The 21,880-nt window shown below is 69.9% G+C and carries 19 protein-coding genes; all 19 read left to right on the forward strand.

The window, feature by feature from the left end; genetic code table 11:
* Positions 1-30: 30 nt before the first annotated feature.
* The 19 genes from ABAZ39_RS12110 (at position 31) to ABAZ39_RS12200 (ending at position 21,880) form a co-directional block, all read left to right on the forward strand.
* On the forward strand, positions 31-1,650 hold the full coding sequence (locus ABAZ39_RS12110) for a hypothetical protein (protein WP_038529662.1): 1,620 nt from the start codon (positions 31-33) through the stop codon (positions 1,648-1,650).
* A 64-nt stretch (positions 1,651-1,714) separates the two neighbouring features.
* Positions 1,715-2,746: a glycosyltransferase family 2 protein gene (locus tag ABAZ39_RS12115; protein ID WP_038529663.1), complete on the forward strand. Its 1,032-nt coding sequence runs from the start codon at positions 1,715-1,717 to the stop codon at positions 2,744-2,746.
* Positions 2,747-2,748: 2 nt separating this feature from the next.
* The gene (locus tag ABAZ39_RS12120; RefSeq protein WP_038529665.1) at positions 2,749-3,207 is read left to right on the forward strand and encodes a GtrA family protein; all 459 of its coding nucleotides are present in this window, start codon (positions 2,749-2,751) and stop codon (positions 3,205-3,207) included.
* A gap of 139 nt (positions 3,208-3,346) precedes the next feature.
* Positions 3,347-3,661, forward strand: a complete 315-nt coding sequence (locus ABAZ39_RS12125) for a hypothetical protein (protein ID WP_038529667.1) — start codon at positions 3,347-3,349, stop codon at positions 3,659-3,661.
* Between the two features lie 75 nt (positions 3,662-3,736).
* Positions 3,737-4,573, forward strand: a complete 837-nt coding sequence (gene dapF / locus ABAZ39_RS12130) for a diaminopimelate epimerase (RefSeq protein ID WP_038529668.1) — start codon at positions 3,737-3,739, stop codon at positions 4,571-4,573.
* A gap of 45 nt (positions 4,574-4,618) precedes the next feature.
* On the forward strand, positions 4,619-5,878 hold the full coding sequence (mtaB, locus tag ABAZ39_RS12135; RefSeq protein ID WP_038529670.1) for a tRNA (N(6)-L-threonylcarbamoyladenosine(37)-C(2))-methylthiotransferase MtaB: 1,260 nt from the start codon (positions 4,619-4,621) through the stop codon (positions 5,876-5,878).
* A gap of 16 nt (positions 5,879-5,894) precedes the next feature.
* The gene (ftsY, locus tag ABAZ39_RS12140) at positions 5,895-7,169 is read left to right on the forward strand and encodes a signal recognition particle-docking protein FtsY (RefSeq protein ID WP_081862989.1); all 1,275 of its coding nucleotides are present in this window, start codon (positions 5,895-5,897) and stop codon (positions 7,167-7,169) included.
* A gap of 76 nt (positions 7,170-7,245) precedes the next feature.
* Entirely contained in the window at positions 7,246-8,775 is a 1,530-nt protein-coding gene (locus ABAZ39_RS12145; protein ID WP_038529672.1) for an AMP nucleosidase, read from the forward strand.
* Positions 8,776-8,878: 103 nt separating this feature from the next.
* The gene (locus ABAZ39_RS12150) at positions 8,879-9,952 is read left to right on the forward strand and encodes a lipid A deacylase LpxR family protein (RefSeq protein WP_038529674.1); all 1,074 of its coding nucleotides are present in this window, start codon (positions 8,879-8,881) and stop codon (positions 9,950-9,952) included.
* Between the two features lie 140 nt (positions 9,953-10,092).
* Positions 10,093-10,668 (forward strand): septation protein A, encoded by a 576-nt coding sequence (locus ABAZ39_RS12155; protein ID WP_038529677.1) that lies wholly within the window; start codon positions 10,093-10,095, stop codon positions 10,666-10,668.
* Positions 10,669-10,702: 34 nt separating this feature from the next.
* Positions 10,703-11,641, forward strand: coding sequence for an allantoinase PuuE (gene puuE / locus ABAZ39_RS12160; protein WP_038529679.1), 939 nt, complete (start codon positions 10,703-10,705; stop codon positions 11,639-11,641).
* 183 nt (positions 11,642-11,824) lie between these two features.
* Positions 11,825-12,967, forward strand: coding sequence for an SPOR domain-containing protein (locus ABAZ39_RS12165; RefSeq protein WP_144243529.1), 1,143 nt, complete (start codon positions 11,825-11,827; stop codon positions 12,965-12,967).
* A gap of 219 nt (positions 12,968-13,186) precedes the next feature.
* Positions 13,187-13,603 (forward strand): response regulator transcription factor, encoded by a 417-nt coding sequence (locus ABAZ39_RS12170; RefSeq protein WP_038529681.1) that lies wholly within the window; start codon positions 13,187-13,189, stop codon positions 13,601-13,603.
* Positions 13,600-15,807 carry a 3'-5' exonuclease gene (locus ABAZ39_RS12175; protein ID WP_038529683.1) on the forward strand — a complete coding sequence of 736 codons (2,208 nt, stop codon included), beginning with the start codon at positions 13,600-13,602 and terminating at the stop codon, positions 15,805-15,807. Before ABAZ39_RS12170 ends, ABAZ39_RS12175 begins: the two co-directional genes overlap by 4 nt.
* Positions 15,804-16,037, forward strand: a complete 234-nt coding sequence (locus ABAZ39_RS12180) for a hypothetical protein (protein ID WP_038529684.1) — start codon at positions 15,804-15,806, stop codon at positions 16,035-16,037. Before ABAZ39_RS12175 ends, ABAZ39_RS12180 begins: the two co-directional genes overlap by 4 nt.
* A 1-nt stretch (position 16,038) precedes the next feature.
* Entirely contained in the window at positions 16,039-18,828 is a 2,790-nt protein-coding gene (locus ABAZ39_RS12185) for a sensor histidine kinase (RefSeq protein ID WP_038529686.1), read from the forward strand.
* A 125-nt stretch (positions 18,829-18,953) separates the two neighbouring features.
* Positions 18,954-19,265 carry an STAS domain-containing protein gene (locus ABAZ39_RS12190; protein WP_038529688.1) on the forward strand — a complete coding sequence of 104 codons (312 nt, stop codon included), beginning with the start codon at positions 18,954-18,956 and terminating at the stop codon, positions 19,263-19,265.
* The gene (locus tag ABAZ39_RS12195; RefSeq protein ID WP_014241666.1) at positions 19,250-19,627 is read left to right on the forward strand and encodes a response regulator; all 378 of its coding nucleotides are present in this window, start codon (positions 19,250-19,252) and stop codon (positions 19,625-19,627) included. The genes ABAZ39_RS12190 and ABAZ39_RS12195 overlap by 16 nt, the downstream gene beginning before the upstream one ends.
* A gap of 30 nt (positions 19,628-19,657) precedes the next feature.
* Complete coding sequence (locus tag ABAZ39_RS12200; protein WP_038529690.1) at positions 19,658-21,880, forward strand: chemotaxis protein CheA; 2,223 nt, start codon at positions 19,658-19,660, stop codon at positions 21,878-21,880.

Below are 21,880 nucleotides of genomic sequence, written 5' to 3' on the forward strand. Positions count from 1 at the left end.
GTGGACGTTTCCCTGGGTTCCGCAACATCCATGACGCTCCTTCCCGCCGCCCGCCGTCCGCGCACCGCGGCGCTCGCCATGCTGCTGCTGGCCCCGCCGCTCTACGGCCTGCTCGGACTGGCGCTCGGTATGGACGCCAACTGGGACCTGCGGAACTACCATTGGTACAACGCCTACGCCCTGCTGACCGGGCGGCTGGGCATGGACATGCTGCCGGCGCAGATGCCCAGCTTCTACAACCCCCTGCTCGACGTGCCCTTCTATCTGCTCGCCACCCACCTGCCGGCGCGCGCGGCGGGCTTCGTCTGGGGGACGCTGCACGGGGTGAACCTGTCGCTGATGCTCCTGCTGGCCCACGCCACGCTGCGCGTCGGGACGCCCTGGCAGCGCCTGGCGCTGGCCGGCGGCTTGGCGGCCATGGCCGGCTTCGGGGGCGGCACGCTGGGGCTGCTCGGCACCACCTTCCACGACAACATGGTCAGCCTGGGCGTGCTCGGCGCGCTGGTCATGGTCGCCGGATCGCTGCCGCGGCTGATCGACGGCCCGGCGCCCGGCGCCCTGGCGCGGGCGGCCGCGGCGGGTCTGATGGCCGGGGCGGCGATGGGGACGAAGAACCCCACGGTGATCTACGCGGTCGGGCTCTGCCTCGCCTTCCTGGCACTGCCGGCGCGGCCCTGGCGGCGGCTGGGACTGTCCGTCGCCTTCGGCGTCGGGGTGCTCGGCGGGCTGGCGCTGTGCGGCGGCTTCTGGATGGCCCATCTGTGGGTGGAGTACGGGAATCCCGTCTTCCCGCACATGAACCAGATCTTCAAGTCGCCCTTCGCCGCGCTGTCCGGCTACGTCAACGTCGGCTTCTTTCCGGACTCGCGGCTGGAACGGCTGTTCTTCCCGTTCGTTTTCACCTTCGCCCCGCTGAAGGTCGGGGAGGTGCCCTTCTTCGACCTGCGCGTCCTTGTCCTGTTCCTTCTCGTGCCCGTCGCCACCGCGCTGGCTCTGCTCGGGCGGGCCTTCCACCGACCGCCGGCGGAGTTGACCGAGAAAGCCGCCACCCGCTACCTGCTGACCGCCATGGCGGTGACCTACGCGCTGTGGGTGGGGATGTTCTGCATCTACCGGTATCTGGTGCCGCTGGAGATGCTGGCGCCGCTGGCCATCGTCATGGCGGCGGGCCTGCTGCCGGTGCCGCGCCGCGCCGCGCTCCTCCTGGCGGCGGCGCTCCTGCTGCTGGTCCAGGCCACCGCCCGGCCCGCCGACTGGGGCCGCGTGCCGTGGAGCGACCGCTGGGTGGAGGCCGCCGTTCCGCCCATCGAGGACCCGGACGGCACGATGGTGCTGATGGCCGGCTATTGGGCGATCTCCCACGTCATCCCGGCCTTCCCGCCGCGCATCCCCTTCGTGCGCATCCAGTCCAACTTCCTCCAGCCGGATTCGGTCGGCAACGGCTATCTCGCCCTGATGCAGGACAAGGTGGCGGCGCACCGCGGGCCCTTCCTGATGCTCAGCACCATCCCCGATACGCCCGGCGCCGCCAAGGCCGCCGCCCTTCTGGGGTTGCGGGTGGAGCAGGACGACTGCCACGTCATCCCCAACAATCTGGGCGAACCCTTGAACCTGTGCAGCGTGCAGCGGACGGAGAACCTTAAAAGGTGAGTGGATTAAATTCGGCGACTGTGCTGTTTAACTCCGCATCGGCACCGTTTCGAAGCGCACCGTCATGACCCTCTCCACCATCGACCGCCCGGCCGGCCCCCAGTCCGACCGTTCCTCAGCCCCAGCCAAGGAGCCGGGTCCGGACGCGGCGCCCGTCGTCGCGGTTCTGATCCCCTGCTACAACGAGGAGGCGGCGATCGCCGCCGTGGTGCGCGACTTCCAGGCCGCGCTGCCCGACGCCACGGTCTACGTCTACGACAACAACTCGTCGGACCGCACGGTGGAGGTGGCGAAGGCCGCCGGCGCGGTGGTCCGCCACGAGCCGTTGCAGGGCAAGGGCAACGTCATGCGCCGCATGTTTTCGGACATCGAGGCGGATGTCTACGTGCTGGTGGACGGCGACGACACCTACCACGCCCCGTCCGCCCCGCTGATGGTCAAGCGGCTGTGGGACGACCAGCTCGACATGGTCAACGGCGCGCGGGTCACCGACATCGTCAAGGCCTACCGGCCCGGCCACCGCTTCGGCAACAAGCTGCTGACCGGCATGGTCGCCCGCATCTTCGGCAACCGCATCCAGGACATGCTGTCGGGCTACCGCGTCTTCTCGCGGCGCTTCATCAAGTCCTTCCCGGCGCTCGCCAGCGGTTTCGAGACGGAGACGGAGCTGACCGTCCACGCGCTGGAGCTGCGCATGCCCATCGCCGAGATCAAGACGCCCTACAAGGACCGTCCGCCCGGCTCGCACAGCAAGCTGAACACCATCCGCGACGGCATCCGCATCCTGCGCACCATCATCAACCTGGTGAAGGAGGAGCGCCCGCTGCCCTTCTTCGGCATCCTCGCCGCGCTGCTGGCCGTGGTCGCGCTCATCCTCGCAGTGCCGTTGCTCGCCACCTACCTGCACACCGGCGCGGTCCCCCGCCTGCCCACCGCCGTCCTGTCCACCGGCCTGATGCTGCTCGCCTTCCTCAGCCTGACCTGCGGCCTCGTCCTCGACACCGTCACGCTGGGGCGCCGCGAGGCCAAGCGCATGCGCTACCTCGCCATCCCGGCGCCGGGACCCCATCCGGTTCGCAAGGCCGGCGGGTCCTGACCATGGGCGGTCCCATCGACGGCTCCGTGGACGGCCCCGTGGACGGTCTGGCCGACAGCCGGCTGCGGCGGCTGGCCGTGCAGTTCGGCAAGTTCGGCCTCGTCGGCGTGGTCGGTCTGGTGGTGGACACGGCGGTCGTCTACGCGCTGGTGTTCGGCGCCGGGCTGGAATTCTTCGCCGCCCGCGTTCCCGCCTATCTGGCCGCCGCCACGACGACCTTCGCCCTGAACCGCGCCTTCACCTTCCGCGGCGCCGCCGACGCGCCGCTGCACATCCAGTGGGCGAAGTTCCTGGCCGCCAACGCTTTCGGCGGGGTGGTGAACTACGGCGTCTCGGTCGGGCTGGAGGCCGCCCTGCCGGTGGCCGAGGCCCATCCGGTGCTGGCCGTCGCCGCCGGCTCGCTGTCCGGCATGGTCCTGAACTTCGCCGCCTCCAAGCATCTGGTCTTCAAGGGCGCCTGAACAGATCCCCCTCCCCTTCCGGATAGCGCCGGAAGTCCCATTGTGCGCCGCCGCAGACACCCGAAGTCCATGGGAATGGGGCGCATCCGACAGGAATGGCCCCGGCACCGCCCTGCGCTGCAGGAGTCGGGAGGTAGCCATGAACAACAGCGACGTGCTGTGGGCTTGGGTGGCTGGAGTCGCCGTGTCCATTGCTCTGCTGGTCGGGCTGTCCCGCGCGGACGGACCGCAGACCCACGCCATGGACGGGCATTTCACGCTGCCCGACATGGCGATGGGGGCCGCGGGCTGGGATTACGAGGCGTGGGAGCGCACCGGCGGAACGCCGCCGCGGCCCGAGTCGGAGGACACCCTCGCCCGGATGCTCGACCTGCTGGAAGGCATCCCCCCCGCATCGGGCGCCACCCTGCCCGACGGGGATACGGCCGACACCGGCGGAGCCGAAACCCAGTGACTCCGTGAACTGTTTGCCACGACCACCCCGTGCAGCCATGGACTCCGCAGGCCCGGTCGCCATATAACGGCGGTCATGACGCGCGAATTCCTGAAGATGCACGGGCTCGGCAACGACTTTGTCGTGATCGACGCCCGCAAAACGCCGTACGCACCGGCCGAGGCTGAGGTGCGTGCCATCGCCGACCGCAAGACCGGGGTGGGCTGCGATCAGTTCATCGTGATCGAACCGGCGAAAACGGACGGCACGGCGGGCTTCATGCGCATCCGCAACGCCGACGGCGGCGAGGTGTCGGCCTGCGGCAACGCCTCGCGCTGCGTCGGCTGGCTGCTGATGGAGGAGGCGGGGGCGGAGCGCGTCGCCTTCGAGACCAACGCCGGCATCCTGCAGGCCAGCCGCGCCGACAACGGGCGCATCACCGTGGACATGGGTCAGGCCAATCTGGACTGGGCGCAGATCCCGCTGGCGGAACCGGCGGACACGCTGCGCCTCGACGCGGTGTCGCACGGCGGCTTCGCCGGCCCCACCGCGGTCAGCATGGGCAACCCGCACGCCGTCTTCTTCGTGGACGACGCCGAGGCGGTGCCGCTGGCCGAGGTTGGTCCGGTGTTCGAGAACCACCCGGCCTTCCCCCAGCGCACCAACGTCGAATTCGTCCAGGTGCTGTCCCCCACCGCCGTCCGCATGCGGGTGTGGGAGCGCGGGGCCGGCGTCACCCAGGCCTGCGGCACCGGCGCCTGCGCCACCGCGGTCGCCGCGATCCGCCGCGGGCTGACCAACCGCAAGGTCGATGTGATCCTGGACGGCGGCACCCTGACCATCGAATGGCGTGAGGACGGCCGCGTCCTGATGACCGGCCCGGTCGCCCTCAGCTACACCGGGCGGCTGTCTCCGGAGCTGGTCGCCGTCTGAGCGGTCTCCATTGAAGCGTAGGGCCGCCCGTTAGGCTGAAAGAGCATGAGCGACACTGTGACCAACGAGCCGGAGATCGTCACCTTCGGCTGCCGCCTGAACACCTACGAATCCGAGGTGATGCGCACCCACGCCCGCAACGCCGGGCTGGAGGATGTCGTCATCGTCAACACCTGCGCGGTGACCTCGGAAGCGGAACGGCAGGCCCGCCAGACCATCCGCAAGCTGCGCCGCGAGCGCCCGAACGCCCGCATCGTGGTGACCGGCTGCGCCGCCCAGATCGACCCGCAGCGCTACGGCGCCATGCCGGAGGTCGATCAGGTGCTGGGCAACCAGGAGAAGCTGCAGCCGGAAAGCTGGGGCCTGGCCCCGGCGGAGAAGGTCCTGGTCAACGACATCATGTCGGTCAAGGAGACCGCCGGCCATCTGATCGGCGGGTTCGAGGACCGCGCGCGCGCCTTCGTCCAGGTCCAGCAGGGCTGCGACCACCGCTGCACCTTCTGCATCATCCCCTACGGCCGCGGCCCGTCGCGCTCCGTCCCCATCGGGGCGGTGGTGGAGCAGGTGCAGGCGCTGGTGAAGGCCGGCTACAACGAGGTCGTCCTGTCCGGCGTGGACATCACCAGCTTCGGCCCCGACCTGCCGGGCACGCCGACCCTGGGGCAGATGGTGCGCCGCCTGCTCGCCCTGGTGCCGGAGCTGCCGCGGCTGCGCCTGTCCTCGCTCGACTGCATCGAGATCGACGACGACCTGTGGCGGCTGATCGAGACGGAGCCGCGGCTGATGCCGCACCTCCACCTGTCGCTCCAGGCCGGCGACGACATGATCCTGAAGCGCATGAAGCGCCGGCACAGCCGCGCCGACGCCATCGCCTTCTGCGAGCGCGTGCGCTCCCTGCGTCCCGACATGGTGTTCGGCGCCGACTTCATCGCCGGCTTCCCCACGGAAACCGACGAGATGTTCGAGAACACGCTGCGGCTGGTCGAGGAGTGCGGCCTGACCTGGCTGCATGTCTTCCCCTACAGCCCACGCCCCGGCACCCCGGCCGCCCGCATGCCGCAGGTCGACGGCGGCCTCCGCAAGGAACGCGCGGCCCGTCTGCGCGCGCGCGGCGCCGAGGCGGAAGCCCGCACCCTGGCCTCCCTGGTCGGTCGTGAGGTGTCCGTTCTGGTCGAGAAGGACGATCTCGGCCGCACCCAGCATTTCGCCGAAATCCGCCTCGGCACGCCCCGGCCCCCCGGCTCCGTCCTGCGCGCCACGGTCACCGGCGTGGCCGGCGGCGCGCTGACCGGCACCCCCCTTTGAGAACAGTGGACACGCCATGATCCTGCGTTGGTTCGGCCGCAAGAAGCCCGAAGAGCAAGCCCGCAAGGACGAGACGACCGCCCCGCTCCCGGAAGCGGTCCCCGCCGAGCCCGCGCCTGCGGAACCGGTCGCCGAAGAGCTGGTCCAAGAGACGCCGGTCCAGGAGCCGCCTGTCCCGGAACCGGTCGCCGAGGAACCGCCGGCCCCCGAGCCGGTGCCGGAACCCGAGTTGCCGCCCCCGCCCGCGGTCGAGACCCCGCCCCCGCCGCCCATCGCCCCGCCGTCCGGGCCGGAGGAGCGCGAGGACACGCCGAAGATCGTCCGTGACGACCTTCCCGCGGCCCTGACGGCCGAAGAGGAGAAGCCCAAGAAGGGCTGGTTCGCGCGGCTGAAGGACGGCCTGTCCAAGTCCTCGTCCAAGCTGACCGAGGGCATCTCCGGCATCTTCACCAAGCGCAAGCTCGACGACGAGGCACTGGAGGAACTGGAAGAACTGCTCATCACCGCCGATCTCGGCCCGACCACGGCGGCCAAAGTGACGGCGGAGTTGGCGCGCACCCGCTTCGGCAAGGAAGTCAGCCCGGAGGAGGTCAAGGCCACGCTGGCCGCCGAGGTGGCGAAGATCGTCGGCCCGGTCGCCAAGCCGCTGGAGATCGACGCCGCGCTGAAGCCGCACGTCATCCTGGTGGTCGGCGTCAACGGCACCGGCAAGACGACGACCATCGGCAAGCTGGCCCGCCAGTTCCGCGCCGAGGGCAAGACGGTGATGCTGGCCGCCGGCGACACCTTCCGCGCCGCCGCGGTCAGCCAGCTGAAGATCTGGGGCGAGCGCACCGGCTGCCCGGTGATCGCCCGCGACACCGGGGCCGACGCCGCCGGCCTCGCCTTCGACGCGCTGGAGGAGGCGCGGCGCCAGGGCGTGGACATCCTGCTGATCGACACCGCCGGCCGCCTGCAGAACAAGGCCGGCCTGATGGAGGAGCTGCGCAAGATCGTCCGCGTCATCAAGAAGGTGGACGAGAGCGCGCCGCACACCACCCTGCTGACGCTGGACGCCACCACCGGCCAGAACGCGCACAATCAGGTGGAGGTGTTCCGCGACATGGTGAACGTCTCCGGCCTGATCCTGACCAAGCTGGACGGCTCGGCGCGCGGCGGCGTGCTGGTCTCGCTGGCCGAGCGCTTCAAGCTGCCGGTGCACGCCATCGGCATCGGCGAGGGCGTCTACGACCTGCGCCCCTTCGATGCCGACCAGTTCGCCAAGTCGCTGATGGGGCTGCCGTCGCAATAACGGCGCCCCCGCACGGGCCGGGGGCGGGACAAGAAAAGGGCTTCCGGCCGCCACGCCCAAGCCCTATCTGAAGATTATGACGGCTGCCAAGACCTCCCCCTCCCCCGTGCCCCCCGGTCCTGTCGAGCGATTCACCGACGCGGACGCCGCCCTGGCCCTCGTCAAGGACCTCTACGACCGCAACACCGCCTATCTGCGCGACCGCTTCGCCGCCTTCACCCGCGGCGAGGACGGCGGACGGCGGGAGCAGGCCCACTACCCCTATGTCCGCCTCTCCACCGCCTCGGCGGCCACGGTGGACACGCGGCTGGCCTACGGCTTCGTCGAGGGGCCGGGCACCTACTCCACGACGCTGACCCGTCCCGACCTGTTCGACCGCTATTACCGCGAACAGCTCTCGCTCCTGCTGCGCAACCACCATGTTCCGCTGGAGGTCGGCGTCAGCGACGAGGCGATCCCCATCCATTTCGCCTTCCCCCAGGGCATGCACGTCGAGGGTGACCTGACGCCGGAGCGGCTGGCTGGCCTGCCCGATCTGTTCGACCTGCCCGACCTCGCCCGCATGGATGACACCATCGTCAACGGCACCTACGAGGAGTCGCTGGACGCGGTGAAGCCGCTGGCCCTGTTCACCGCGCCGCGGGTGGATTTCTCGCTGCACCGGCTGCGCCACTACACGGCGACGGCGCCGGAGGATTTCCAGAACTTCGTCCTGTTCACGAACTACCAGTTCTACGTGGACGAGTTCATCCGCATGGCCCGCGAGATCATGGAGCCGGCCGCCGACCCTGAACTGGCCGCCTACCGCAGCCAGTACGACCGCTTCGTCGAGCCCGGCGGCGTCATTGTTCACAACGCCAATCTTGGGGGCAACCCCGGTGAGGCGCCGACGAACGGCGCGCGGCTGCTCCGCCTGCCGCAGATGCCCGCCTACCACCTGACCCGCCCGGACGGCAACGGCATCACGCTGGTCAACATCGGCGTCGGCCCGTCCAACGCCAAGACGATCACCGACCACATCGCCGTGCTGCGCCCGCACGCCTGGATCATGCTGGGCCACTGCGCCGGGCTGCGCAGCACGCAGCGGCTGGGTGACTATGTGCTGGCCCACGGCTATGTCCGCGACGACCATGTGCTGGACGCCGACCTGCCGACCTGGGTGCCCGTCCCGGCGCTGGCCGAGGTGCAGCGCGCCCTGGAGACGGCGGTGGAGCGGGTGACCGGCCTGTCCGGCTACGCGCTGAAGAGCATCATGCGCACCGGCACGGTGGCGACCATCGACAACCGCAACTGGGAACTGCGTGACCACCGCGAGCCGCTGATGCGCTTCAGCCAGAGCCGCGCCGTCGCGCTGGACATGGAAAGCGCCACCATCGCCGCCAACGGCTTCCGTTTCCGCGTTCCCTACGGCACGCTGCTCTGCGTCTCCGACAAGCCGATGCACGGCCAGTTGAAGCTGCCGGGCATGGCCGACCGCTTCTACCGCGAGCGGGTGGACCAGCATTTGAAGATCGGCGTGCTGGCCATGGAGCTTCTGCGCGAGCACGGCATGGAAACCCTGCATTCCCGCAAGCTGCGCAGCTTCGCCGAGGCGGCCTTCCAGTAAGCCGCCCTTCCGAAAGCCATCTTGCCTCACCCGAAAGTGCAGGCGCCAAAGGGCGCCTGCGCCTTATCTTAGGGTGCTTGGCAACGAAGGGAATTCAACCATTATGGCCGTGCGTGCAGGTTGGAGCGTGATCGCCGCCCTTTCTCTCGGGCTGGCGACGGGGCCGGTGCTGGCCCAAAGCGCACCAGAGGCGGACAATGTTCCAAACACGGACACCGTTCCGCCGGCGGAAACCACGCCCCGGTCCGGCCCGTCCATCGGCGCCTGGGTCGACAACGACCTGTTCGGCGGCGGGACGGACCGTTACTACACGAACGGTGTCCAGTTCTACTACGTCTCCGGCGACCGCCCGACCTACGGCAACATCGACTGGCTGGCCAACCTCGTCCCGTGGATCGGCGAGCATGGGGTGCGGCGCTACGGCATCGCCTTCGGCCAGAACATGTACACCCCCAGCGACATCACCAAGCCGATCCCCGACCCCACCGACCGCCCCTACGCCGGCTGGCTGTACGGCCGCCTGTCGGTGATCTCGGAGGAGACGCGGCAGGTGGACCGCATCGACCTGGACCTCGGCATGGTCGGCCCGGCCTCGCTGGCGGAGCAGACCCAGAAGGCGGTGCACCGCATCGTGCCCGGCGCCCGCTGGCCGGAAGGCTGGGACTACCAGCTCAAGAACGAACCGGGGATCATCCTCAGCTACGAGCATGTCTGGCGCGCCGAGCGCCCGGCCCGCATCGGCCCCTTCGAGGCGGACATCAGCCCCCACGTCGCCGGCAGCGTCGGCAACGTCCTGACCTTCGGCGGGGCGGGTTTCACCATGCGGCTGGGCGGCAACATGGCGCCGCCGGTCGGCGCGCTGATCCTCCGCCCGACCGCCAGTATTCCTTACCAGGACAGCGTGGCCGCGGGAGCGCCGCGTCCGCCCTTCTCATGGTACGTCTACGCCGGGGCGGAGGGGCGCGCCGTCGCCCGCAACATCTTCCTCGACGGCAACAGCTTCCGTGACAGCCGGTCGGTGGACAAGCACAACTTCGTCGCCGCCTTCCAGCTCGGCGTGGCGCTGCGCTACGGCCCGTTCGGCATCTCCTACGCCCAGAACTTCCTGTCGCCGGAGTTCGAGGGGCAGAAATCCTACACCAACTACGGCTCGATCCGCGCCTCCTACCGGTTCTGACCAGACGCGGGGGCGTCCCCCCGCTTCCCTCGAAACCCAATTGAAGTTCCCTCTCCCCAGAGGGGAGAGGGCTATGAAGGCCAACGGCGTCCCCTCGCTTCCCTCTTTATCCCAGGCCCGGTTCGGTCTATGTGAGGATCATGAACCAATACGCCCGACTGCTGATCGAAGCCGGCCCGCTGGCGGCCTTCTTCATCGCCAACTCCCAGGCCGGCATCATGATCGGCACCGCCGTCTTCATGGTGGCGATCAGCATCTCCGTGCTGGTCTCCTGGCGGTTCGAACGCAAGGTGCCGGTAATGCCGGTGGTCGGGGCGGGCTTCGTCCTGCTGTTCGGCGGGCTGACGCTGTGGCTCCAGGACGATCTGTTCATCAAAATCAAGCCGACGCTGGTCAACCTGCTGTTCGCCGCGGTCCTGTTCGCGGCGCACCTGACGCGGCGCAACGTGCTGAAGCATGTCCTGGGGTCGGTGCTGAACCTGTCCGACGCCGGCTGGCGGACGCTGGCGATCCGCTGGGCGTGGTTCTTCCTGCTGCTGGCCGCGCTGAACGAGGTGGTGTGGCGCACCATGACCACCGACGCCTGGGTGAACTTCAAGGTGTTCGGCATCATGCCGCTGACCCTGCTGTTCAGCGCCCTCCAGGCCCCGCTGATCCTGCGCCATCAGGTGCCGGAGGAGCAGTCGGCCGAAAAGTCCTCGTCCTCCGCCTCCTGACCGTCCCCCTCTTCCCTGACGGAGCGCACCCGCCATGTCACACGATTACCCGCGCGACCTGATCGGCTACGGGTCCCGTCCGCCGCACCCCTACTGGCCGGGCGGGGCGCGGGTGGCGGTGCAGTTCGTCATCAACTACGAGGAGGGCGGGGAGAACTGCGTCCTGCACGGCGACGCCGCGTCGGAAGCCTTCCTGTCGGAGATCGTCGGCGCCCAGCCCATCGTCGGCATGCGGCACATGAACATGGAGTCGATCTACGAGTACGGCTCCCGCGCCGGCTTCTGGCGGCTGCACCGGATGTTCACGCAGCGCGGCCTGCCGGTGACCGTCTACGGCGTCGCCATGGCGCTGGAGCGCAACCCGGACGCCGTCCGCGCCATGCAGGACGCCGGGTGGGAGATCGCCACCCACGGCTACCGCTGGATCGACTACCAGCATCTGCCGGAGGAGGTGGAGCGCGAGCACATGCTGCGCGCCATCGAGGTCCACACCCGCGTGACCGGCTCCCGCCCGCTCGGCTGGTATCTCGGGCGGTGCAGCCCCAACACCTGGAAGCTGGTGTCGGAAGAGGGTGGCTTCCTCTACAACGCCGACAGCTACGCCGACGACCTGCCCTACTGGGACGACCGCTTCGGCCGGCCGCAGTTGATCGTGCCCTACACGCTCGACGCCAACGACATGCGCTTCGCGACCAACCAGGGCTTCAACACCGGCGAGCAGTTCTTCACCTACCTGAAGGACAGCTTCGACGTGCTCTACGCCGAAGGGGAAGACCAGCCGAAGATGATGTCGATCGGGCTGCACTGCCGTCTGGTCGGGCGCCCGGGGCGCGCCGCGGCGCTGGCCCGCTTCCTCGACTATGTGCGGAGCCACGACAAGGCGTGGGTCGCCACCCGGCTGGACATCGCCCGTCACTGGATGGCCGAGCATCCCTACCGCCCGCCTATCGCCCAACGGCCTGAACCGGCCTGAACCGGAAAAAAGCGACCCGGGCGCGCGTCCGCGCCCAACTTTCTCACGCCAATTCGTCGCATCGGCGTTTGAACGAACGTCGAAATACAGTAGAAGGTCTTTGGATCGCGGCGCGGCCCTTTCGTGCCTGTGGTCCCGTGACTGCCGATTCCTTGCGATCTTCAACTGGGTGCGCACGCCGCCGTGACGTTCAAGGATGAGATGAAGGCCGCCGGTCAGACGGCGGATCACAAGGCGCGCCCCATGGCCGACGTCCCCGCCGACGATGGCGGGGAGGCCCGGGACGACATCGCCCGCCTTCTGCGCGCCCTCAACGACGACCTGAAGGCCGACCCGGCGGAGGAGGACGATCTCCTGTCCCCGGACGCCGGGCGGAAGGCGGAGCGGCACCTGCCCATCGGCAAGATCGCCGCGGCGCTGGCCGCCGCCATCGGCATCGGCGCGGTCGTCGTGATGCTGGACCAGGGTGGGGAGGCGCCGTCCGCGCCCCCGGCACCGCTCATCACCGCCGTCCCCAGCGCCCCGCCCCCCGGCGGCGCCTCGCCCGGCGGCGTGGCTCCGGCTCAAGCTCAGGCCAAACCGGAACCGCTCATCACCCGCGCGGCCCCCACCCCGACCCAACAGCCGCCGATGCAGACGCAAACCGTCGTCGCTCCGGCCGCACCGGCGCCCGCCGTGGTCCCGCCGCCCATGGCGCTGCCGCAGATCCCGCCGCCCGCCATGAAGGTGCCGGAACCGCCGGCCCTGCCGTCGCCCGCTCCCACCGCCGCCAAGCCGGCCGACCCCGCGCCGCACCCCGTGGAAACGGCGGAGAGCGCGAGGGCCCCGGCGCATCCGCCGGCTTCGACCCTCACGACGCCCCCGGCCGAGCCCGCCAAGGCCCCGACCTCCGCGAAGACCACGGAAACGGCGGAGCTTCAGGCCATGCTGTCGGCCCCGCCCCCGCCGGCCGCGGCCCAGCGCCAAGCCGCCGCGGCGCGCCCGGCGCCGCAGCCCGCCAAGCCGGCGCCCAAGACCGCCACTACGGCACCCGCCACGGCGCCCTCGTCGGGCGTGCTGACGACGCCAGCGTCCGCCGCCGTTCCGGATGGGCGCTACACCGTGCAGGTCGGGTCCTTCCAGCAGGCCGACAACGCCGAAGGGCTGGTTCGCCGCCTGCGCGGTCTCGGCTTCAACGCCTACGCGCTGGACTGGACCGACGCCGAGCAGCGGTCCTGGCATGTCGTCCGTGTCGGCGGCTATGCCGACACCGCCGCCGCCCGTCAGGCCGCCGCGTCGCTGAAGGGCAAGGTGGAAGCGCAGCCCATCGTCGTCTCAACGCGCTGACCGCAGGCAACGGCGGCACCGCGACAAACTGTCGCTCCCCTCTATTCCGCTTCTTTCCTTTGCAAAAGCCCGTCCGCAATTTCGGTATTGCGGGCGGGCTGCGTCTTGATCTGTCCTTCTCCTTGCCGCTAACATGGGATTGAACAGGCACGCATATTAGAACAAGCGCAGCCGCAAGAAGCCGGCGCATCAGACCGGCGAACCGGAGGAAACCCTGGTATGAAGCCGACGATCCTGGTCGCCGACGATGAGCCCAGCATCGTCCTCTCCCTGCAGGTCCTGTTGCAGAAGGCGGGCTTTGCCGTGCGCATCGCCCGCAATGGCGAGGAAGCCCTTGAGTCGGTTGCGGAAAGCACGCCCGACCTGATCCTGCTGGACGCCATGATGCCGCGCCGCGACGGGTTCGACGTCTGCCAGTCGCTGCGCGCCAACCCCGCCTACCAGGCTCTGCCCATCATCATGCTGACGGCCAAGAGTCGCGACGTGGAGCGGCAGAAGGGCATGGCGCTGGGCGCCACCGACTACATCACCAAGCCCTTCTCGACCCGCGACCTCGTCACCACCGTCCGCAAATACCTGACCCCCGGGAACGACCAGGGCGAAACCCAGGGCGGAACCGCGGAGCCTCAGCCATGAGCGCCCCGGCGACCACCGGAAGTGCCGGGACCGCCGCCCCGGCAACCACCCCGGCGGAGCCGCGCCGGATCATCCCACTGGCCTTCCGCGCCGCCGGCGTCGGCCTGCCCCTGCTGTCGGTGGGGGCCGCGGTCGGCTTCAGCGCGAACGGCGACCCGAACGCTTTCGTCACCTACGCCGTCACCATGACCGCCGCCGTCACCGCCGCGGTCTGGGGCCTGTGGGGGCTGGTCGACCGGCGGCTGCTGCGCGCCTCGGAAACGCTGAGCCGCGAGGCCGGGCTGATCGCCCATGGCACCGCCGAGGGCAAGACCGGCGCGCGCATCCCGCTGGCGCGCTACGGCGATCTCGCCCCGGTGGCCAAGGCGGTCAACGAGCTGTCGGACAAGCTGGCCGCCGCCCGCCGCGACACCGCGCGCACCGTTGCGGAGTCGACCGCCAAGGCGGAGGAGCAGAAGACGCGGCTGGCCGCCGTCCTGCGCGACCTGCATGAAGGCGTCCTGGTCTGCAACCTGAAGCACCAGATCCTGCTCTACAACCAGACGGCGCTCGACATCCTGCATCTGGCCGGCGACCTCGGGCTGGGCCGCTCGCTGCTGCATTTCGTGGTGGCGGAGCCGGTCATCCACACGCTGGAGCGGCTGACCCTGCGCGTGCGCGAAGGGCGGCACGTCAACCACGAGCACGGCACCACCGCCCAGTTCGTCGGCGCCACCACCGACGGGCACATCCTGCTGGCCGGGCGCATGAGCGCCATCCTGCAGGACCCGCCGGACGGGTCGGACGAGCCGCCGACGATCACCGGCTATGTCATAACCCTGTCCGACGCCACCAGCGAATTGGCCGCGCTCGGCCAGCGCGACGCCCTGCTGCGCGAGGCGACGGAGGGTTTCTGCACCCCCATCGCAAACCTGCGCGCCGTGCTGGAGACGCTGGACGACACGCCGGAGCTGGGGCCGGAGGAGCGCGCCGCCTTCCAGGCCGCGCTGATGGAGTCGTCCAACACCCTGTCGGAGCGGCTGGCCCACGTCACCAACGCGTACCGCAGCGTCGTCACCGGCTCCTGGCCGATGAGCGACATCCACTCCACCAACCTCATCAACCTGATCCGCCACCGCGTGGGGCCGGACGCCCAGTACGGCGTGACGCTGACCGGGCTGCCGCAATGGGTGCACGGCGACAGCTACAGCCTCGTCATCCTGTTCGGCTATCTGATCGAATACGTCTACGCGCTGACCGGGGTCCCTGCCTACGACCTGTCGGTGGAGCCGGGGGACAGCTGGGTCTATCTGGACATCACTTGGCGCGGCCCGTCCGTGCCCAGCGGCATCGTGGACAGCTGGCTCGACCACCCGCTGCCCGACGCGCTGGGCGGCCTGACGGTCGGCGACGTGCTCCAGCACCACAAGAGCACGATGTGGAGCGAGCCGGTGAAGGGGCCGGGATCGGAAGGCGAGCTGCTGTCGCGCCTGCGCGTGCCGCTGCCGCCCGCGCTGAAGCCGCCCTCCGCCCACACCGCGTCGCGCGGCGGGGCGCGGCCGGAGTTCTTCGACTTCAACCTGCTGCACCAGCCGCTGGCCACCAGCGAGCTTGGCCGCACGCCGCTCGACCAGCTCCATTACGTGGTCTTCGACACCGAGACGACGGGCCTGTCCCCCAGCACCGGCGACGAGATCATCCAGATCGCCGCCGTGCGCGTCGTCGGCGGGCGCATCCTGACCGGCGAGACCTTCAACACGCTGGTCAACCCGAAGCGGAGCATCCCGGCGGAATCGATCCCCTTCCACGGCATCACCGACGCGATGGTCGCCGACAAGCCGACCATCGACAAGGTGCTGCCGCAATTCCGCGGCTTCGTGTCGGGTGCCGTGCTGATCGCCCACAACGCCGCCTTCGACCTGAAATTCCTGAAGATGAAGGAACGGGCCTCGGGCGTGCGCTTCGACAGCCCGGTTCTTGACACCATGCTGCTGTCGCGGATGCTGCTCGGCGAGGGCGGCGACCACACGCTGGACGGGATCGCCGAGCGGCTGGGGATCGAGGTGGTGGACCGCCACACGGCGCTGGGCGACAGCCTCGTCACCGCCGCGGTCTTCCTGCGCATGGTCGAGATGCTCAAGGAACGCGACGTCCGCACGCTCGACGACGCCATCCGTGGCGCCAACATCATCGTCGAGCTGGCAGCGCGGGAGCGCGCCTTTTGACCGGGGGCCCCGCCCCGCAACCCGCACCCTCTCCACCGCGCCGGGCGGGCGCCGACCGCCTGATCGCGCTGTTCCTGTTTGGCGTGGTCGCCTTCAACCCGCCGCTGCTGCGCGTCTTCGGCGCCGGCGACACGCTGTTCGGCCTGCCCCTGCTGTACGTGTACGCCGTGGGGGTGTGGGGCGGGGTGATCGCGCTGTCGGCGGTGCTTCTGGAACGCAGGGGGCGTTGAGATGCCCTGGCCCACCATCGTCGCCGCCAGCTTCGCCTATCTGCTTCTCCTCTTCGCCATCGCCTGGTGGGCGGACCGGCGGGCGGACGGCGGGCGCAGCGTCATCGCGTCGCCGTACGTGTACGCGCTCTCGCTGGCGGTGTACTGCACGACCTGGACCTTCTACGGCTCGGTCGGGCGGGCGGCGTCGCTGGGCATCGGCTTCCTGCCGATCTATCTCGGCCCGACCCTGCTGATGCTGCTGGGGCCGCTGGTGCTGCGCAAGATCCTGCGCATCGCCAAGGCGCAACGCATCACCTCCATCGCCGACTTCATCGCCTCCCGCTACGGGCGCAGCCAGGGGCTGGGCGGGCTGGTGGCGCTGACCGCGGTGATCGGGGTGACGCCCTACATCGCGTTGCAGCTCAAGGCCGTGGCGGTCAGCTTCGACGTGCTGTGGGGCACCGACCCGTCCGGCGCCACCGGCGGCCTCTCCCTGCCCGTCGTCCTGGACAACGCCTTCTACGTGGCGGTGGTCATGGCGGCCTTCGCCATCATCTTCGGCACGCGGCACATCGACGCGGCGGAGCATCACGAGGGCATGGTGGCGGCCATCGCTTTCGAGTCGGTGGTCAAACTGGTCGCCTTCCTGGCGGTCGGCGCGGCGGTGGTCTGGGGGCTGCACGACGGCCCGACCGAGCTGTTCGCCACGGCCGGGGAGCATCCGGAGATCCGCAACCTCTTCACCTCCACCCCGGCGCTGGCCGACGGGTCATGGCTGACCATGACGCTGCTGGCGATGGCGGCGGTGCTCTGCCTGCCCCGGCAGTTCCAGGTGACGGTGATCGAGAATGTGGACGAGCGGCACCTGACCCGCGCCCTGTGGCTGTTCCCGCTCTACATGCTGCTGATCAACCTGTTCGTGCTGCCGGTGGCGGTGGCCGGGCTGATGCGCTTTCCCGACCGGGCGGTGGATCCGGACATGTTCGTGGTGGCGCTGCCGCTGGCCGCCGGAAACGAGTGGCTGGCCCTTCTCGCCTTCATCGGCGGTCTGTCGGCGGCCACCGGCATGATCGTGGTCGAGGCCATCGCGCTCTCCACCATGGTGTGCAACGACATCGTGATGCCGTTGCTGCTGCGCGCCCGCAGCGCCCGGCTGGAGCGGCTGCACGACCTGTCGCCGCTGCTGCTTATCATCCGGCGCGCCGCCATCGTGGCGATCCTGTTGCTCGGCTACCTGTATTTCCGCATCGCCGGCTCGGCCTACGCGCTGAGCGCCATCGGGCTGATCTCCTTCACGGCGGTGGCGCAGTTCGCCCCGGCGCTGATCGGCGGCGTCTATTGGGCGGGGGCGACCCGGCGCGGCGCGCTGGCCGGCCTCAGCGCCGGCATCCTGACCTGGGCTTACACACTGCTGCTGCCCAGCTTCGCGCGGTCCGGCTGGCTGCCCGCCTCCTTCATCGACCAGGGGCCGTGGGGCGTCGCCCTGCTGCGGCCCTATGCCCTGTTCGGGCTGGACGGCATGGACCCGCTGACCCACGCCCTGTTCTGGAGCATGCTGCTCAACATCGGCCTCTACGTCGTGGTCTCCCTGCTCGACCGCCCCGGCCTGGGCGAGCGGGCGCAGGCCACCGCCTTCGTCGAGGTGTTCCAGCACCGCGACACCCCCCTGCCCGCCGGCGCTTGGCGCGGCACCGCCACGGTCGGCGACCTGCAACGGATCGTCGCACGCTTCCTCGGTCCGCAGCGGGCGGAGGCGGCCTTCGCCCAACATGCCCGCCGCCACGGACCGCTGGATCCGGACCGCCGGGCCGGGGCGGAGCTGGTGCGCTTCGCCGAGCGGCTGCTCGCCGGGGCGATCGGCGCCGCCTCGGCGCGGGTGGCGCTGGCCTCCGCGGTGGAGGGCGGCGAGGTCAGCTACCCCGAGCTGATGCGGATGCTCGACGAGACCAGCCACGTCATCGAGTACAGCCGCCAACTCGAACACAGGACGGCGGAGCTGCAGCGCGCGTCGGCCGCGCTGCGCGCCGCCAACTTGCGGCTGACGGAGCTGGACCGGCTGAAGGACGAGTTCCTGTCCACCGTGACGCACGAGCTGCGCACGCCGCTGACCTCCATCCGCGCCCTGACCGAGGTGCTGCACGACAACCCCGACATCGAGCTGGAGCAGCGGCAGGAGTTCCTCGGCCTCGTCATCACCGAGAGCGAGCGGCTGACCCGCCTGATCAACCAGGTCCTCGACATGGCCAAGATCGAGGCCGGGGAGATCGACTGGCAGGTCCGCCCGATGGACCTCGGCGCCGCGCTGGAGCAGGCGGCGGCGGCCACCGCCCGGCTGTTCCACGAGCGCGGCATCGCGCTGGCCGTCACCATCCCGCACGGCCTGCCGCCGGTGCGCGGCGACCATGACCGGCTGGTCCAGGTGGCGGTGAACCTGCTCTCCAACGCCGCGAAATTCACCCCGGCGGGCGGGCGGGCGTCGCTGTCCGTCGCGGTGGAAGACGACCATCTGCGCGTGTCCGTCACCGACAGCGGCCCCGGCATCGCCGCGGAGCATCAGGCCATCGTCTTCGACCGCTTCCGGCAGGTCGGCGACACCATGACCGACAAGCCGCAGGGCACCGGGCTGGGGCTGGCCATCAGCAAGCGCATCGTCGAGCATCTCGGCGGCCGCATCCGGGTGGACAGCGCCCCCGGCAAGGGCGCCACATTCGCCTTCACCGTTCCTTTGGCGACAGCGGCAACAGCCGTGTCACAAAACGATCAAACCGCGAAAGAACCGGACCGCACAGCCGGAACGCGCTCCGGTTGACACAGGTCAGTCCAGTTGCCTTAACGAATCCTTATACGTGTTTCAGGCAGGTTTTTTACCAAATGCCGGACATGATCAGTCTTCCGGACGGGGCATTGCCCGGTCGGGTTGCAAGGAGACGGGCGGTGACTTTGATCAAGTGGAGCGACGAAGGAGGGACGGTGCGGCTGGGCCTGCCCAGCGACCTCGACCTCGCCATGGCGCAGCCCCTGCTGGACAGCCTGCGCGCCGGCTTCGCCGCGTCCCAAACCGTGATCGCCGAGGCCGCGGCCGTGGAGCGGGTCAGCACCGCCTGCGTCCAGGCGCTCCTCGTCGCCTCCCGGCACGCCGCCGAACAGAACCGTACGTTCGCCATCGCCCAGCCGTCCGAGGTCCTGGCGGAAGCCTGCGAGGATCTGGGGCTGGACGGCTGGTTGAAGCAATGGAGCCAAGCGTGAAGAAGAAGGTACTCACCGTCGACGATTCGCGGACCATGCGGGACATGGTCTCCTTCACGCTGAAGGGCGCCGGTTACGACGTGGTCGAAGCCGCCGACGGACAGCAGGCGCTGGGCGTCATCGGCGCCAACAAGGTGGACCTCGTCATCACCGACCTGAACATGCCGGTGATGGACGGGCTGACCCTGATCCGCCGCCTGCGCGCCACCCCGGCGCACCGCACGCTGCCCATCCTGATGCTGACCACCGAGGCCGACGAGAAGAAGAAGTCCGAAGGCCGGGCGGTGGGGGCGACCGGCTGGATCGTGAAGCCCTTCAACCCGGAAAAGCTGATCTCCGTCGTTCAGAAGGTCTGCGGCTGACGCCGCGTCCTGGCTTGTGAGGGGGCGCCCGTGGAAGACCTGAGCCGGTTCAAGCAAACCTATTTCGACGAAAGCGCGGAGCTGCTGGAGGTCGCCGAGTCCGGCCTGCTGCGGCTGACGCCGGGCGAAGTCGATTCCGACGAGGTCAACGCCATCTTCCGCGCCGTCCATTCCATCAAGGGCGGCGGCGGCGCCTTCGGCTTCACCGAGCTGGTCGCCTTCGCGCACGAGTTCGAGACGGTGATGGACGGGGTGCGCAACAACACCGTCCCCGTCACGACCGAGCTGGTGGACACGCTGATCCGCGCCAACGACCTGCTGGGCCAAATGCTGGCCTACGCGCGCGAGGGCGACCCCGCCCCGGCGGGGACCACCGACGGCACCGTGGCCGCCCTGCGCCGCCATCTGTCGGGCGGGGCTCCGCAGGTCCAGGCTCCGGCGGCCGCTCCCGTTCCTGCCGCCGTCTACGCCGACGACGAGGACGACGAGGCCGGGCTGTTCGGCGACGCCATGGCCGCCATCGCCGCCGCCCGCGCGGAGGAGGACCCGGTTCCCCCCGGCAAGCTGCGCTGGACCATCGTCTTCCGGCCGCGGTCCGACCTGCTGATGTCGGGCAACGAGCCGGCCTTCATGCTGCGCGCCCTGCGTCGGCTGGGCGACGCCACCGTCGAGTGCCACACCGACGCCCTGCCCAATCTCCAGAACCTGGAGGCGGAGCTTCTCCACCTCTCCTGGACGGTCACGCTGGTCGCCGACGCGGACGTCGATCTGGACAAGATCAACGACGTCTTCGAGTTCGTGGCCGACGACTGCGACATCCGCATCACCGCGGAGGCTCCGCCGCCCGCCGCCGCCGAGGCTCCGCCCCCCGTCACCGATCCGGTGCCCGTCGCCACTGCCATCCCGTCGGCGGTGGTCGCCACGGTCCCCGAAGCGCCAAAGGCTGAAACCCCGAAGGCCGAGGCCACCCGCCCGCGTCCCAACGGCGGCGGGGCGGAGCATGCCGGGCTGACCAGCCACACCATCCGCGTCGATCTCGACAAGATCGACCGGCTGGTCAACATGGTCGGCGAGATGGTCATCACCCAGGCGATGATCGCCGAGCATGTGCGCGAGCTGCCCCCCGGCGAGTTCCAGGAGCTTCTGGAAGGGCTGGAGCAGCTGGCCCAGCACACCCGCGAGCTGCGCGAGAGCGTGATGTCGATCCGCGCCCAGCCGGTGTCGAGCGTCTTCTCCCGCATGCCGCGGCTGGTCCGCGAATGCGCCGCCACGACCGGCAAGGAGGTCCAGCTCGTCACCAGCGGCGAGACGACCGAGGTGGACAAGACGGTGGTGGAGAACCTCGTCGATCCGCTGACGCACATGATCCGCAACTCCATCGACCACGGGCTGGAAGGGCCGGAGGAGCGGGAGCGCGTCGGCAAGCCGCGCGCCGGCACCGTGCATCTGTCGGCGCAGCACCGCTCGGGCCGCATCGTCATCGAGATCACCGACGACGGGCGCGGCATCAACCGGCCCAAGGTGCTGTCCAAGGCCATCGAGAAGGGCCTCGTCCAGCCGGGCGCCACCCTGTCGGACGAGGAGATCGACAACCTGATCTTCCTGCCCGGCTTCTCCACGGCCGATCAGGTGTCCAACCTGTCGGGCCGCGGCGTCGGCATGGACGTGGTGCGGCGGAACATCACCTCGCTCGGCGGGCGCATCGGCGTCTACTCGACACCGGGCGAGGGCTCGCGCTTCGTGCTGTCCCTGCCGCTGACCCTGGCGGTGCTCGACGGCATGGTGATCTCGGTCGGCGAGGAGCGCTTCGTCCTGCCGCTGACCAACATCGTGGAGAGCCTGCGCCCCAAGGCGGCGGACCTGCACGGGCTGGTCGGCAAATGCGACGTGATGATGGCCCGCGGCGAGTATGTGCGGCTGGTCTACCTGCACCAGCTGTTCGGCATCCCCGGCGCCGTCGCCGACCCCACCCGCGCCCTGGTCGTGCTGGTGGAGACGGAGGACGGCTCCCGCCTCGGTCTCGTCGTGGACGAGGTGCTGGGCCAGCAGCAGGTCGTCATCAAGAGCCTGGAAGCGAACTTCCGCCGCCTCGACGGCGTGGCCGCCGCGACCATCCTGGGCGACGGGCGCGTCGCCCTGATCCTGGACGTCGCCGGCCTGCGCGAGATGAGCCGGCACATGGATTCCAGGGCGCCGCGTCCGCCGTCTTCGCCGGTGGCCGCGCTGCCCGCACCCGCACTCGAACCGGTCTGA

Source organism: Azospirillum argentinense (assembly GCF_000632475.1).
Taxonomy (GTDB): domain Bacteria; phylum Pseudomonadota; class Alphaproteobacteria; order Azospirillales; family Azospirillaceae; genus Azospirillum; species Azospirillum baldaniorum.

Excerpts from the sequence above, each read along its gene's own strand:
- ABAZ39_RS12110 (WP_038529662.1), top strand. The coding sequence starts at position 31 with ATGACGCTCCTTCCCGCCGCCCGCCGTCCGCGCACCGCGGCGCTCGCC.
- ABAZ39_RS12115 (WP_038529663.1), top strand. The coding sequence starts at position 1,715 with ATGACCCTCTCCACCATCGACCGCCCGGCCGGCCCCCAGTCCGACCGT.
- ABAZ39_RS12120 (WP_038529665.1), top strand. The coding sequence starts at position 2,749 with ATGGGCGGTCCCATCGACGGCTCCGTGGACGGCCCCGTGGACGGTCTG.
- ABAZ39_RS12125 (WP_038529667.1), top strand. The coding sequence starts at position 3,347 with ATGAACAACAGCGACGTGCTGTGGGCTTGGGTGGCTGGAGTCGCCGTG.
- dapF (WP_038529668.1), top strand. The coding sequence starts at position 3,737 with ATGACGCGCGAATTCCTGAAGATGCACGGGCTCGGCAACGACTTTGTC.
- mtaB (WP_038529670.1), top strand. The coding sequence starts at position 4,619 with ATGAGCGACACTGTGACCAACGAGCCGGAGATCGTCACCTTCGGCTGC.
- ftsY (WP_081862989.1), top strand. The coding sequence starts at position 5,895 with ATGATCCTGCGTTGGTTCGGCCGCAAGAAGCCCGAAGAGCAAGCCCGC.
- ABAZ39_RS12145 (WP_038529672.1), top strand. The coding sequence starts at position 7,246 with ATGACGGCTGCCAAGACCTCCCCCTCCCCCGTGCCCCCCGGTCCTGTC.
- ABAZ39_RS12150 (WP_038529674.1), top strand. The coding sequence starts at position 8,879 with ATGGCCGTGCGTGCAGGTTGGAGCGTGATCGCCGCCCTTTCTCTCGGG.
- ABAZ39_RS12155 (WP_038529677.1), top strand. The coding sequence starts at position 10,093 with ATGAACCAATACGCCCGACTGCTGATCGAAGCCGGCCCGCTGGCGGCC.
- puuE (WP_038529679.1), top strand. The coding sequence starts at position 10,703 with ATGTCACACGATTACCCGCGCGACCTGATCGGCTACGGGTCCCGTCCG.
- ABAZ39_RS12170 (WP_038529681.1), top strand. The coding sequence starts at position 13,187 with ATGAAGCCGACGATCCTGGTCGCCGACGATGAGCCCAGCATCGTCCTC.
- ABAZ39_RS12175 (WP_038529683.1), top strand. The coding sequence starts at position 13,600 with ATGAGCGCCCCGGCGACCACCGGAAGTGCCGGGACCGCCGCCCCGGCA.
- ABAZ39_RS12185 (WP_038529686.1), top strand. The coding sequence starts at position 16,039 with ATGCCCTGGCCCACCATCGTCGCCGCCAGCTTCGCCTATCTGCTTCTC.
- ABAZ39_RS12195 (WP_014241666.1), top strand. The coding sequence starts at position 19,250 with ATGGAGCCAAGCGTGAAGAAGAAGGTACTCACCGTCGACGATTCGCGG.